The sequence below is a fragment of the Paenibacillus polymyxa M1 genome, assembly GCF_000237325.1.
Classification (GTDB): Bacteria; Bacillota; Bacilli; order Paenibacillales; family Paenibacillaceae; genus Paenibacillus; species Paenibacillus polymyxa_C.
This window is the reverse complement of record NC_017542.1, coordinates 5,348,903-5,363,790: the sequence shown is the minus strand read 5'-3', so window position 1 is coordinate 5,363,790 and position 14,888 is coordinate 5,348,903. Positions and strand designations below refer to the sequence as shown.

Genomic DNA, 14,888 nt, shown 5'->3' with positions numbered 1-14,888 from the left:
GAGATCCTGTTTTGACAACCCAAAAATGGAGAGGGGAAATTCCGTATGACGCAGTTGAGTAAAAAAGCATTAGAAGGCATTGAGAGCTGGCTGCAAGACCCTTATATTGATGAAGAAACCAAACAGGAGTTGCGCGCATTGCAAGGCAACGACCAGGAACTAGAGGATCGCTTTTACAAAGAACTGGAATTCGGTACAGGCGGTCTACGTGGAGTGATTGGGGCAGGCAGTAACCGGATGAATCGTTATGTGATCGGACGTGCGACTCAAGGGCTCGCTCGCTATATTTTAGAGCAGCATGCTGGCAAAGAAGGAAAACCTTCGGTTGTCATTGCACATGATTCGCGTCATTTTTCGCCAGAGTTTGCTTTGGATGCAGCTTTGGTGCTGGCGGGCAATGGTATCGTAGCTAAGTTGTTCCCTTCCTTGCGTCCAACGCCACAGCTTTCGTTTAGTGTACGTCATTTGGGAGCCAGTGGAGGAATTGTTGTCACGGCGAGTCACAATCCTCCCGAGTATAATGGTTACAAGGTATACAATAATGAAGGTGGTCAGCTTGTTCCAGATCAGGCTGAAAAGGTGATTGGCTATATTCGTGAGGTTCCTTCTTTTGCTGACATCAAAAGTCTGACACGTGAAGAAGCAGAGGCACAGGGATTGTTGATTTGGCTTGGAGAAGAGGAAGATGAAGCGTTTGTGGATACGGTAGCCGGTGTGAGTGTGAACCGAGAACTGATTGCAGCTGGACCGGGCAAGAACTTTAAAGTTGTGTTTACACCTCTTCATGGCACTGGAAATATACCTGTTCGTCGTGTACTGGAGAAAATCGGTTTTGAACAGGTGCATATTGTGCCTGAGCAAGAGCAGCCAGATGCAGAATTTTCGACCGTTAAGTCGCCTAATCCGGAAGAACGTGATGCGTTCAAGCTGGCCATTGCGCTGGGTGAGAAAATTGGTGCAGATCTATTGATCGGAACAGACCCTGATGCTGACCGTATGGGGGCAGTTGTGAAAAACCGTGATGGCGAATATGTGGTATTGTCCGGTAATCAGTCCGGCGCAATTATGGTTTACTACTTGCTGAATCAACTGAAAGAAACTGGCAAGCTTCCGAATAATGGTGCAGTTATCAAAACTATCGTAACTAGCGAAATGGGTGCAGTCATTGCCGAACATTTTGGAGCAACAGTGTTTAACACGCTAACCGGCTTCAAGTATATTGGCGAGAAAATGAACCAGTTTGAGCAAACTGGCGAGTATACCTACCTGTTTGGCTATGAAGAGAGCTACGGCTATCTGGCAGGAAATTACGCACGTGACAAGGATGCTGTCTTGGCGGCCATGCTGATCGCCGAAGCTGCTGCTTATTACAGCACGCAAGGCAAGACGCTCTATGATGTTTTACAAGAGCTGTACCAGCAGTTTGGCTACTTCCTTGAGAAGCTGGAGTCTCGTACACTCAAGGGTAAGGATGGAGTGGAGCAAATCCAGAGCAAAATGACGGATTGGCGCAGCAACGCACCTCAAGAGATTGCAGGTGTAAAGGTAGACAAAGTACTGGACTACTCGCAAGGCTTGGACGGGCTTCCGCAGGAAAACGTACTCAAGTTTTTATTGGAGGACGGTTCTTGGTTCTGCCTGCGTCCTTCGGGCACAGAGCCTAAAATCAAAGTATACTTTGCAGTACGTGGTTCCTCGCTGTCAGACGCGGAGCAAAGAATCGGTCAGCTGGTCGATGCTGTTATGGCCCGCGTAGACGCTTGAGAAAATTCCCTTTATAATAGAATAGGTTAAGGTAATTAGATATGGAATAAGTAATCGGTGACCTCTCACGGCAAAGGGCAGTACGCCGTGGAGGTCATTTCTCTGTATTGCAGAATAACCTGGAAGAGGCTTTGGAAAAATAGGCTTATTCCGGCAACGGAGGATTTTGCAAAATTCAATGAGTGGCCTACTCAAGAGTAGAATGGCAAGGTGGGCAGCATTGAATTTTGCAAAATCCCGAATATTAAGGAGGTTCTTTGGTGTATCAGAAATGGCAGTATTGGAATACAGCTTCTCGAAAATGGTTGTGGATTCTGGTTGCGGTTGGCTTGCTGGCTTCCATTCCAGTTATCGCCGATCGTGTAAAGACAGAATCCTCGAGTAAAAAAGTAGAGATTGTATTCGATTATCGGGATTTGACGGAGGCGGCTTCGTATCAGGCTCATCCGCAGGACTATCTGAATGAGCAGCTTGACCGCTTACAACAGGCTGGTGTGAACAGCATGGCGATGTATGAAAGTACGTTGGATGATTTCCGTAAAGCGGGCCGCATTGTAACTTATACGACTCAGAATGTTGCGGATCTGGAAAAACGTCTTTCACCTGCAAATGAGAATTATACGTACGTTGTTTTCGCTGACAAAGAAAATGCTGAAGCACTAAAGCCGTTAATTTTACGTACGTTTACAAGTCTGGGCATCAACGTAAAGCCGTGGAGTTATCAGGGACAGGAAGGGCTTGTTGTGGAAACATCCCCAGAGGATGCGTATCTCAAGCCTATGCAGCCTGACCCGATTGCTATGAAGCAGCTCCGGAGTAAAGGTTTTTTTATTGTTCCACGCATGAGTGACAGCCTTCCCTATAACCAGGAGTTGACGGAAGAGATGCTGGCTTCCTTTCAGCAAAATGGTGTAAAGCGCATTTTGTTTGAAGGGGATTCAGTCAAAGGCTTTACTGATAACGAGAAAGAGCATAGCTTAGCGGCATTTGCTAAATTGCTGAACAAATACGATATCGGCCTAGCTGCTATCGAAAACTTAAAGAAACCGCAGGCAGGCTTCAATAAGCTCGCTTACGATATCCACTATAATGTTGTGCGTCTATACTCACTAAGTGATAAAGATTCAACACTCGATGTGGAAACGTTGGCCGATCGTTTTGCACTCGCCACCAAGGATCGGAATATTCGCATGTTGTATCTGAATACCGCGCCTAGCCGCAGTGTTGCTGAGGCCAAGGTGAAAGACTCGGTTGATAACCTGATCCACAGCTTAGACAAACCGGGCAACGCTGTACAACGAATGGAGAAAAAAGGGTTTGAACTGGGACAAGCTGAACCGTTCCAAGTGGTCGATTCCTCCATTCAGCGCTATCTCAAAATGATCGTCGTACTGGGTGCACTAGCCTTCTTCTCCATTATGGTGTCCTATTTCGTTCCGGCATTGACTTTGCTGGCATTTGCACTCGGTTTGGTTGGTTCTGCTGGGCTTTATGTTTTGAACTCCAGCTTGATGGAACAAGGTTTGGCGCTGCTTGCAGCGATTAGCGGACCTACGGTTGCGATGATCATTGCAGTGCGTACGATCAGAATTAAACGTGAACAGGGGCCTGAACTTTCTGTAGGTCAACGATTGACTCGCACGCTTATACTGTACGTACAGACAGCGATCTTGTCGCTGGCTGCAGTGCCTTTTGTTATTGCGCTGTTGAACAGCATTGCCTACAGCCTGGTGTTAAACCAATTTAGAGGTGTAAGCTTGCTTCACATTCTGCCGATCTTCTTGGCGGCGATTTATATTTTCTTTTATCGTGGCGTTTCTATACGGGAGGAAATCACCAAACTGCTACGTACGCCGATTACTGTATTATGGGTTATCGCACTGGCTGTTATCGCAGCGGCTGGCTACTACTATTTGACTCGTACTGGAAACGCAGGTACGGTGTCGAACACCGAGCTGGTTTTCCGTAACTTCCTGGAGAATGCGTTTGGTGTACGTCCGCGCAATAAGGAATTCTTAATGGCTCACCCACTGTTTATTGCAGGGGCATTCCTGGCTTTGAAATATCGCAAAGCAATCTATTTGCTGATCATAGCTGCTATTGGTCAAGCCTCGATGGTCGATACCTTTGCTCACATTCACTCTCCAGCAGCACTCTCGTTTAGTCGTGGGCTGTTGGGATTGGGATTTGGATTGGTGCTGGGAATCATCGCAATTGTCGTGTGGCAAGTGCTGGAAGGATGTTGGAAGAAATGGTCACCACAGCTAAAACGATAATAATCTCGGGTTATTACGGGTTTCACAATAGTGGGGATGAAGCGGTGCTCAAGTCGATATTGACTGCTTTAGAAGAGGAAAGCCGTCAGGCGGGGATTACGATCAAGCCTGTTGTTCTATCTTCTGACCCTGCTTGGACACAGAAAATGTACGGAGTAGAAGCTGTTCCGCGTATGAGCCTGGGAGAAGTGCGGAGAGCGATTAAAAACAGTGACGGGCTCATTAGTGGCGGCGGGAGTCTGCTCCAGGATGCTACAAGCCCTAAAAGCATTCCGTATTATCTGGCGATTCTGAAACTGGCTCAATGGGCTGGAAAGCCAACGTTTGTATACGCTCAGGGCATGGGCCCAGTACAACGGAAAATATTTTATCCTATGATCCGATCTGTATTTCAACGCTGTGAATATGTTTCCGTCAGAGATGAGCAATCTGCTGCTTTGCTGAGTACCATGAAACTGAAACGTCCGGTTGTCGAGGTTGTTCCTGATCCTGTAATGGGGCTTCCTTTGCCCTCCGGTTCCGAGCTGCATGATGCTGCAACTGAGACTGATGAGGATGAACTCCCAGTCGTCGGCATTTCTGTACGCTACTGGGATAAGGAACAACGCGATTTAACGGCTATTGCAGACGGCTTAAAAAGATTAGCTGCGGAACGCCGTGTTCACTTGCGTTTCTTACCATTCCATTTACCTGACGATGAACAGGCTTCAAGGATGGTAATGGATTTGTTGGGGGATATTAGTGGGACGGGAAGCCTTGTCAGTATGTGTGACCAAGTTACCGATCCTCAACAGATGCTTTTGGAGGTCAGCAGATGCAGTTTGATGATCGGGATGAGGCTGCACAGCTTAATCTATGCAGCGTCCCATCAAGTGCCCCCGTTGGGTATATCCTACGATCCCAAAATTGATCATTTCCTCAGCCGTGTTGGTAGCCAGCCTGTTGGTACTACAGATGCACTGGATGCGCAAAAGCTGGCTAACGAGTCTATGCGGCTGCTGGATCAGCGTAGTCAATGGATCGAGAGCCAAGGGGCAGCAATTGCTTTGTTAAAAAGTGAGGCTCGCTTACCAGCACAGCATATCGTTAATTACTTGTGTCGCAAAGGATGATGGATACAGTGACAGTTGATAAGGTTACGAGTGTGCCTACCGTCCCGATTTTCGGTGTTCAGGTATCAAGGCTTAATATGAAAGATACATTAAATGTATTAATTCAGGCGGTGAAGTCTCGCCGCCCCCATCAAGTGATCACTGCCAATCCGATTATGGTCATGGCTGCATTGGAAGATCCAGTGTATATGAATGTGATGAAGCAGGCAGAGTTGATTGTTCCAGATGGAACTGGTGTGGTCTGGGCTGCAAACTATGTTGGACATCCTGTACCCGAGAGGGTGGCAGGTTTTGACTTGTTACATGAATTGCTCGCAGCTGGAGAAAACTATCATTGGAAAGTTTATTTACTTGGATCAACGCCTGAAGTGATTCAAGCGACCGCTCAGCGGGTACATGAGCTTTATCCTGGAATTACGGTTTGTGGCAAGCGCGATGGTTTTTTTGGTCCTAACGAGGATGAAGCGGTGATTAGGGCTATTCGTGAAGCGAATCCTGATTTGTTGTTTGTAGCGCGTGGAGCGGATACGCAGGAACCTTGGATTGGTAAATATAAGGAACAACTGGGCGTGCCGGTGATGATGGGGGTCGGCGGTAGTTTCGATGTTATATCAGGAAAAACAAAACGCGCACCTAAACTGTTTCAAAAGCTACGAGCTGAGTGGTTATATAGACTCCTAAAAGAGCCTAGTCGTTACAGAAGAATGCTTGCGTTGCCGAAATTCGCAGTGAAAGTGATGCGTGAAAAAGAAAACGTCACAAAAGTGTGATAAATAGCTTGAATCTGCCTTTAAAACCCGCTAATTTGCCAGAATATGAGGCTTGGTATTTATTTTTGATCAGAGTATAATTCAATGCGGTTACATCTGAAAAGGCATTGCTTTAAAATTGGGGGTCGAATGATCAAATGTTATTGATCTATATTATTGGTTTCATCATGGCACTGGGACTTGCGCTGTTACTTACGCCGCTTGTCAAGAAGTTCGCTGTGAAGGTTGGAGCCGTCGATGTGCCGAATGCCCGAAAAGTACATACCCGAATTATGCCGCGTCTTGGCGGTCTGGGGATTTTCTTGGCATTTCTGTTGTCCTTATTGGCGATGTTACCTTTTGTGCCTGACGGAATGCTGTCCTCGCGGGATATTAACTTTATTGCAGCCTTTCTGATTGGCGGTACGCTGATTACATTGATTGGTGCTCTCGATGATCGTTTTGATCTTAATGCAAAATTGAAATTTTTGGCTCAAATTGCCGTGGCATGTATGGTCGTGTTTGCTTTTGATATTCGTGTGGATTTTGTAAATGTACCTTTTCAGGATGCATACTCTTCTTTAGAAAGCTGGATTTCCATTCCGCTTACGATATTTTGGATCGTAGGTGTGACCAATGCTATCAATTTGATTGACGGTCTGGATGGACTAGCTGCAGGTGTCTCAGGAATTGCGATTGGAACGATCGCTGTGATGTCACTACTAATGGGCAATTACATGGTGGCGATGCTTTGCCTTGTGCTGTTAGGTAGTATTATCGGATTTTTATTTTTTAACTTTCATCCTGCAAAAATATTTATGGGTGATACAGGGTCCTTATTTTTAGGTTTCTCTCTAGCTATGCTTTCAATGCTTGGTTTCAAGCAAATTGCTATCGTATCATTTATTACGCCATTGATTATTATCGGTGTGCCTTTGTCAGATACATTTTTTGCTATTATTCGTCGCAAGTTGCAGAAAAAACCGATATTCTCACCGGATAAAGGCCATTTGCATCACTGCTTGCGCGAACTAGGCTTCAGTCACAGACAGACGGTGTTGATTATCTACGGTATTGCTGTATTTTTCGGTATATTAGCCGTTATCCAATCGTCGGCTGCGCTTAATGAAGCAAACTGGGTCACCTTTGTCGTGATATGTATCATGATGTTCTTCCTACAGATCGGAGCAGAAGTTATTGGTCTCGTTGGCAAAACCAAACGTCCTGTTCTTAACACACTAATTCGGTTGTTGGCTAAACCAGATTCCCAGACGCGATCGAAATTATAATTTTAATTTAAATGTAAGCCTTCAAGCTTAGCGGTATACCGCAGGTTTGAAGGCTTTTTTGATGTTTGCTGTAAAAAAACTCCCTCCTTTTTTGAGAATTTACTAATTTTTTGTATGTTTGCTACCGATAAAAAAAGTAATGAATGATTACGTACCCCAAGGTGCGACAGAATCAAAGGAGGACAATGATTTGAAACGATTGCTATCCATGTTGCTGACGGTTGGTCTCATCATTGGCTTGGTGCCGGCGGCCCTGGTAGGTACGGCTCATGCTGCGACAGGAACTTATTTCATTTTTCCAAATGAAAAATATGATGCGGATTCGGCCAGAATGGTAAATACCGACCGTGTTACAGTTAACGGTACGATTAACGGAGTGAATGGAAGTACTATATCGTATAGTGTATTCCAACTCTCTAAAAATGGAACAAACCTTAACGTAGTTAATAAAAATGAGAGTCAAAAGGGCGGAATTACGGTCAATGGCTCTACGATTCAAATTTCAGACATTAAACTGTTTCCTGGTTTGAACCGAATTACATTCCAAAGTAGTCAAAATTCGGCTGAAATGAAGGACTCCATTTACATTGAGTATCAGGATGGACCCAAGCTGTATGATCTGTCTGCCACACTGAATGGTGAAACCCAGCAGTTAGTTGAGAATCAAACGGCGGTACTGACAGACGCACGAAATAGCGGTACGGATGATGTGAAAGTAGTCATTCAAGGTACGGCGCCTAATGCTGACAGTGTAACGCTTACTTCTACAAAAAGTAGCAATACGTATACTGTTAACTCCTATACCAGCTATAAGCTAACAGGAAGTGTTGTACTCAGCCCGGGTAAAAATATAGTGACGATTAAAGTGGGTAACGGAACTCAGGCTCTTACGGTTACGCGTGAAATCACGATTTATACGGGTAAACCTGAATTTTCTGATCTGACTTTGAACAAGGACGGAAATGTGTCTGCTGATCTGACGACTTCGCCTGACTTTACTGTATCGTCTACGAGCGGTGTGGTTTTGAAAGGTAATGTTCTGGTTCCTTCCGGAGCAACTGATCCAGTAGTAAGTAAAATTAATGCTAGATTTACGGATGTAAGTAATAACGGTAGCGCAATTGGTGATACCAATGGAATTGATGCTACGATTGATACAGCAAATGTTGTTACATCTACTGGTTACAAATTATATCCGTTCCAGGTAACTGTACCTGATGGCATCGTAACCGACCACTTGATTCGTGCATCTCTGAGTGTAGGTTTTGCAAATGGAACGAGTTCCAATGCATCTGCGGTTCAATTTACATTGCGCAGCAGCACTCAGCCTTATATTGATGACGTGAACTTTCTCCCTGATTTTAATAATCAGTTGTTGAATAGAATCAAGGGTAGCGGGTCTGATCAAGCGGCTGCCCTAGATGAAGCCATGAAATTAACAGGAAGTTCTATGAAGAACAAGACTACTGATGCCCCATCTGTACCTGTAGGTATGGAATTTATCATTGTTAATGGTACACCTGGTTCAATTAACGAGCTTTCTGGTGTATCCGTTAATCCCGTGGGTCCAGCCCAAGATGTGATTCGAACAATCAATGGTAAGTCAACACAAGTGAAGAAAGTTGTCGCTTATGTAGATACTTTGCCTAAAGAAGGACAAAACGTCCTGAATTTCTACCTGAATGACTCAAGCAAATTGATTAAGGCAACTGTAAACTTATTGCAGGGGCCATTCATGAAATACGATACGATTTATGATGGTCAACAAATTCCGTTGAATACATCGAATGCAAACTTAAATACGTACAAACTGGATCAATTGGGTTATTTTAAAGGTAAATTGCTGGATGTGAGTAATGCAGCTGATATTCACTACACTGGCAGTAACCGAAATGTATTCTTGTATGTGAACAACGTATTAGTTGATCTTGATGGCTCAGGAGCGAACTTTAAGCTGGCTGCTTCCTCCTATGATGCGGCTGCCAATGCACTGGCAAACGGAAATAATGAAATCAAGTTTGTGTTCAAGCCAGGCATCGAGTACAGCAATACGGTGAAAGTAAACTTTACACAAACGAATATTCCAGTAATTCCTGTTCCAAACACACAAGGAATTATTCCTTTTACACCCGTTAGCGGTCTGAGCAATACGCCGAAATATAGCGAAATTGCACCGAAATCAAAAGATGCAAACTTCACTAAAGTAGATGATACTAACTACAATACATCGCTGAAAAATATCAATATCTTTGGTACTTTTAGTATTGCTGATTTGGGTAAAGCGGATCAGGTGAGTGGTTCGTTAAGTGATATTGCCAATAAAGATCAATACATTTTAGAAATTAAAGGTTCGGACGACAGTGAGGTAAACTGGACGCTGAATAACGAGTTCTTCTCAGCGGAAGATGCCAAAACTGCATACAACTCTGGTGCTACTACGGATAAGTTTACAAGCAAAGATTTAAAAGACCTGCTAGTATACTACCATCCGGACAAAAAGTATTTCAGTTTTGTATTGAAAAACCAAACTATTTCGCAAGATGGAACGCCAGTAGCTTATAACATTACCTTGTACAACAGCGGCAAGAGCGGACCGTTTGCTACTTTCCGACTGCAAGTATCCGGTCAATCCACATCTTTTGATATCTTGCGTCCGCTTCCTGAAAAAAGAATCGTGAATCAAAACTTTGTGCAAGTTGTTGTGAACGTAGGTAATGCAGATAGTGTTATGGTAGGTAAGGAAAAAGCAGTTCAAGAAGGTTTTGATTCTGATTATGATGGTACTGTTGATTACCCATCAACCTACAAAGCCATCGTTACAGGTCTAAAAGCCAACAAAGATAATAAAATTGATGTAGTGGTTACAGTAGGCAAGGAAAAATTAAAACAGACCATTACTGTTAAATATGTGCCTACTAATATTCCTGGCGAGCAGTACATGGAAGCGATGAAAACATCGCACAAAGTGTTCGATGGTAATCTTACACTTGCGTTCGCGAAGGGAACGAGCCTGATTCGTCGGGATTACGATCAACCACAGCAATTCAAAAACCAGGTTTTCTCTGGCCATACTTTGTACTTTGCGATCGCGAATAGCGAAGATGGTGTGGTAGACCGTCATGAATTTGAAACTGAAAAAGCATTGTCCGACATGCGGAGCTTGATTGCAGATGGAAGTAAATACTTCAACAGAGATTTCCCAAGTCGCTTTACCAAGTCCAGTCCAGTATTCTGGATTGACCCAGGTACAGCAGATGATATCAAAACAGATGCTTACGATCCGGTAACGTATGGTGCCGATCCTTATCAATTGGCTAACAAATCACAAAATGATAGCAGCAAGATCAAAAACTTTTACTGGCGTGACCCGTCTAACGAGCTAGTACCTTCCAAGCGTGCTACATTGACGCTGACGTATGATAGCAGTATTGCTCAGGATGCAGGGAAACAAATGACAGTGTTCTATTTTGATTCTGATTTGAAGGATTGGCAGAACATTGGTGGTGTGGTGGATCCGAAGAAACATACCATTAAAGTACCGTTTGACCGTTTCGGCTACTATGTAGTCGCCAAGGTTGGGGAAACGTATAGTGATGTCATTAAGCACAAATACGCTAGAGATTATATCGAAGCTATCTTGGCTAAGGGTGTTATGAACCCGATGGATCCAATTAATAGCTTTGGACCTGACAGCTACATTAAAAGAGGCGAATTCACGTCGATGATTGTCAAAGGTCTGCAAATCCCGCTTAATTTCAGCGGAGCGAAGCATTTCGACGACGTGTCTATTCCAAATACGATATCCGCAGATGCGCTCTACGATTATCGTTATATTGAAACAGCTGCACGTGCTGGTATTGTAAAAGGTTCGCAACCAAGAATCTTTATGCCGGAAGATGTAATCACACGTCAAGATGCAGCGGTCATTATCGCCAAGGCATTGAATTTGAAGCTGGAAACAGATCATGACAAGATCATGAAAAATCTGTCCAAGACCTTTAAAGATGCGGACAAGATTGACTACTACGCACAAGCATCTGTATTGGCTATTGCTAAGAAAGGCTTTATCACAGGGTCTCCTGTAGACGCAAGTGATCTAAAAAAAGGATATATGTTTAACCCTACATCCTTGACCTTGCGCGGAGATGCAGCAATTATTGTAGCTAAAGTTATGGCTGATAAAAAACTGCTTCCTAAAATTTAATCCTTCAACAACCTGAAATTATTAAACATCCCTCCATGAGAAATGGAAATTCCCTTTCATATACATGAGAGGGATGTTTTTTATAAATCAGCTATTTGACTGGAATTAAGGGCTTATGCCATAATATCAAAGAGATGAAAACTTTGGATAAGCACTATGGTTTTTTTCGTTTTAGATTTGCCTTTAATGACTGTTATTAATTGCTTTTTTTTTAAGATATTATCTCAAAATGTGTTTATTATTTTTCTATATGTTTTTTTGCGCATTTATCTGAAACTTTACGCCTATTTCATCGTAGTAGAGGATGTGTGTGCTTAAATATTACATAGAGAAGTGAGTGGGGAGTGATGAGATGTCTCAGTTTTCAATACGCCGTCCTGTAACAGTATTTATGTTAATTGTTGCTTTGTTAATCGGGGGCGGTATTTTTGCGTTAAGGCTTCCTGTCGAGTATATGCCAGATATGAAGCTGCCTTACGCTGCAGTGGTGACCAGTATTCCAAATGCAACGCCTACTGAGGTTGAGGAATTGGTTACTAAACCTATTGAAAAGAGTTTGGCTTCTATTGAGAACGTGGATACAATCACGTCCGAGTCTTCAGAAGGATCATCTATGGTCATGATTCAATTTAACTGGGGAGTAGATATGAACCAAGCAACCCTCGACATGAGGGATAAAGTTGATACCGTTAGAGGATCTCTTCCAGACACGGCAAATTCGCCGCGTGTTCTAAAAGTGGACCTCAATGCAACGCCAGTTATTACCCTCGCTTTTACAGGAGACCAGGATATTAACAAGCTGAAGCCTATTGCTGAAGATATTATCGAGCCGCGGCTTGAAAGGATTGCGGGAGTAGCTGCAGCCAACATGTCAGGTGGTCAAGAACGACTCGTAAAGATCACTGTAGATCAGGCCAAGCTTCAAAGCTATGGCATTACGCTGGATCAAATTCGCCAGGCCCTATCGGCTAATAATGTTGCTGGCTCTGCGGGTTCTGTATATCGTGGTAATACACAAATTCAACTTCGCGTTCAAGGTGAATATAAAGCTGTTTCAGAAATGGGCGAAACGCCAATCCCTGTAGGTAAGGGAAGCGTGAAATTGAAGGATATCGCGACAGTTGAAGACTCCGTAGAAGAAGTCACCACTATTTCTACCTATAATGGGAAGCCAAGTATTAATATTTCTGTTACTAAGGCTACTGGTGGAAATACTCTTTCAATCGCTAATTCTGTGAAGGAAAGTTTGGATTCGATACGGAAGGACCTGCCTCCTGGAACACAATTGGAGATGGTAACTGATGCTTCCAAGCCTATTAGAGACTCCGTACACTCACTAATAGAACATGCTATATTGGGGCTTATTATCGCAGCTATTGTGTTGCTATTATTTTTGAACAGTATACGTTCTACTATTATTGCTGCGATCGTTATTCCAATTTCCTTCGTAGCAACGTTTATGATGATGTATTTCACTGGACAAACCATTAATGTTATTTCATTGAGCGGTTTGCTTCTAGGGTTAGGATCATTTGTCGACTTTGCCGTTGTTATCATTGAAAATATTTTTAGGCAGCGACATGAAGGGAAAAGTATGCTACAAGGGGCAATTGATGGCTCCAAGCAAGTGGGCAATGCGGTTATGGCATCTGCACTTGCACAGATTGTAGTATTTTTACCGGTTGTTTTTGTTGACGGAATTGCAGGAGTTATGTTTAAACCGTTGGCATTAACTGTTATTTTCTCCCATATAGCAGCCTTGCTGGTATCCCTTATGATTGTGCCAATGCTAGGCTCGCGTTGGATGCCTACTGTACCAGATGAATCCATATATTCTTCAGGTACCTATAAAGGTATTAACCCTATTGTGTGGTTTAATATCGGATTTGAGAAATTTAAGGGTGGCTATCGCCGTGTACTGAAGTGGGGAATTAATCATAGAAAATCTGTTTTAATCATTACTGTATTAATGTTTGTGGCAGCTGGGTCTCTGATTTCTATGGTTAAGGCTGAATTTATTCCTGAATCCGACACTGGGGAATTCTCAGTGAAACTGAAACTTCCTAACGGAACAGTTTTAGAGGAGACTGAAAGAGTTGTTCAAGGTATAGAAAAAGAAATTCTGAAAGTTCCTGATCTGGACAAAATGACAGTGACTGTTGGTGCTGGTGGTCTTTCTGGTTATTCAGGGGCAACTCCATCCAATTCGGCACAACTAAGTGTTGCGCTGAAGGATGGGCATCAGCCAACAGACGCTGTAGTTGAAGGCCTTCGCAAGAAATTCGATAGTATTCCGGATGCAGAGATTACACTGGAGTCTGCAACAGGCCTTTCGACTGGAGCGGCGGTTAATATTAACCTAAAAGGCGATGATATGGACGTCTTGAGGGAACTTTCCGACAATCTCGTTGCCGGCGTAAAGAGCATACCGGGAACGGTCAATGTAAAAAGTTCTTTGAATGCGGTTCGCGAAGAATATGAGATTACCGTTAATCGAGAACTTGCTAGTCAATATGGCTTATCAGCAACCCAAATTTTATCTGCTGTAAATACTTCCTTTAATGGATCTGTTGCAACAAGCTATCGCACAGGTGATGATCAAATCGATGTGAAAATATCTCTGCCTGAGCAGGATCGACATGACTGGTCCTATTTGAAAGCATTACGTATTACCACTTCACAAGGGATTGATGTGCCTTTATCTTCGGTAGCAAGTATTGATAAACGCGCTGTACCGGATAGTGTCACCCGTGAAGATCAGACACGTCAAGTACAGATTTCTGCTGACATTGATGGATCAGGGGACATTCTAACCGTCAAACAGAAAATAGATGCTCTTTTGAAGAGTACTCACTTCCCAGAAGGCTATAGTGCAGATACGGGTGGCGGGCAATCTGAACAAATGATGGAGTCTTTTATAAACTTAGGGATAGCTATTCTGCTATCTGTAGTTCTGATTTATATGGTTATGGCAGGACAGTTTGAATCTCTGCTCACACCGTTTGTTATTATGTTTTCGATTCCGCCTACGTTAATTGGTGTACTTATCGGCCTAGTGGTAACGGGAGCGAGCCTCAGTGTTTCGGCTTTTACCGGTTACATCATGCTCGTTGGCTTGGTTGTAAATAATGCAATTGTCATGATTGATTTCATTATTCAGCTTCGAAAAGAAGGCGAAGATCGAGATGAAGCTATTATTCATGGCGCATCTGAGCGGTTGCGTCCGATTTTGATGACAACGTTGGCTACCGTGCTTGCTTTGATCCCTATGGCATTTGCTAAAGGTGACGGTAATGAGACGCAAGCTCCTATGGCGGTTGTTGTTGTATTCGGGTTATCCTTCGCAGCTTTGGTCACGCTGATTCTTATTCCGGTTGTTTATGTTATTTTGGACAATATCATTCAAAAACGTAAAAATCGCAAACTGAAAAGACAAGAAAAGAGACAACTGAAAAAAGAAGCGAAACTGCAAAAAAGTGTTCATATATAAGGTG

Annotated in this window: 7 protein-coding genes; all 7 read left to right on the top strand. The window is 43.4% G+C overall.

Annotated features, from left to right (window positions below):
• Window positions 1-45 precede the first annotated feature (45 nt).
• The 7 genes from PPM_RS24050 to PPM_RS24020 all read left to right on the top strand — a co-directional run bounded on the left by PPM_RS24050 (window position 46) and on the right by PPM_RS24020 (window position 14,884).
• Window positions 46-1,764: a phospho-sugar mutase gene (locus PPM_RS24050; protein ID WP_016324818.1), complete on the top strand. Its 1,719-nt coding sequence runs from the start codon at window positions 46-48 to the stop codon at window positions 1,762-1,764.
• Between the two features lie 260 nt (window positions 1,765-2,024).
• The gene (locus tag PPM_RS24045; protein WP_016324816.1) at window positions 2,025-4,040 is read left to right on the top strand and encodes a DUF5693 family protein; all 2,016 of its coding nucleotides are present in this window, start codon (window positions 2,025-2,027) and stop codon (window positions 4,038-4,040) included.
• The gene (gene csaB, locus PPM_RS24040) at window positions 4,016-5,152 is read left to right on the top strand and encodes a polysaccharide pyruvyl transferase CsaB (protein WP_016324815.1); all 1,137 of its coding nucleotides are present in this window, start codon (window positions 4,016-4,018) and stop codon (window positions 5,150-5,152) included. Before PPM_RS24045 ends, csaB begins: the two co-directional genes overlap by 25 nt.
• A gap of 8 nt (window positions 5,153-5,160) precedes the next feature.
• Window positions 5,161-5,922 (top strand): WecB/TagA/CpsF family glycosyltransferase, encoded by a 762-nt coding sequence (locus tag PPM_RS24035; protein WP_016324814.1) that lies wholly within the window; start codon window positions 5,161-5,163, stop codon window positions 5,920-5,922.
• Between the two features lie 137 nt (window positions 5,923-6,059).
• Entirely contained in the window at window positions 6,060-7,190 is a 1,131-nt protein-coding gene (locus tag PPM_RS24030) for a glycosyltransferase family 4 protein (RefSeq protein ID WP_013373415.1), read from the top strand.
• A 190-nt stretch (window positions 7,191-7,380) separates the two neighbouring features.
• Entirely contained in the window at window positions 7,381-11,394 is a 4,014-nt protein-coding gene (locus PPM_RS24025) for an S-layer homology domain-containing protein (RefSeq protein WP_016324813.1), read from the top strand.
• 352 nt (window positions 11,395-11,746) lie between these two features.
• Window positions 11,747-14,884 (top strand): efflux RND transporter permease subunit, encoded by a 3,138-nt coding sequence (locus PPM_RS24020; protein ID WP_016324812.1) that lies wholly within the window; start codon window positions 11,747-11,749, stop codon window positions 14,882-14,884.
• Window positions 14,885-14,888 lie beyond the last annotated feature (4 nt).

Excerpts from the sequence above, each read along its gene's own strand:
- PPM_RS24050 (WP_016324818.1), top strand. The coding sequence starts at position 46 with ATGACGCAGTTGAGTAAAAAAGCATTAGAAGGCATTGAGAGCTGGCTG.
- csaB (WP_016324815.1), top strand. The coding sequence starts at position 4,016 with ATGGTCACCACAGCTAAAACGATAATAATCTCGGGTTATTACGGGTTT.
- PPM_RS24030 (WP_013373415.1), top strand. The coding sequence starts at position 6,060 with ATGTTATTGATCTATATTATTGGTTTCATCATGGCACTGGGACTTGCG.
- PPM_RS24020 (WP_016324812.1), top strand. The coding sequence starts at position 11,747 with ATGTCTCAGTTTTCAATACGCCGTCCTGTAACAGTATTTATGTTAATT.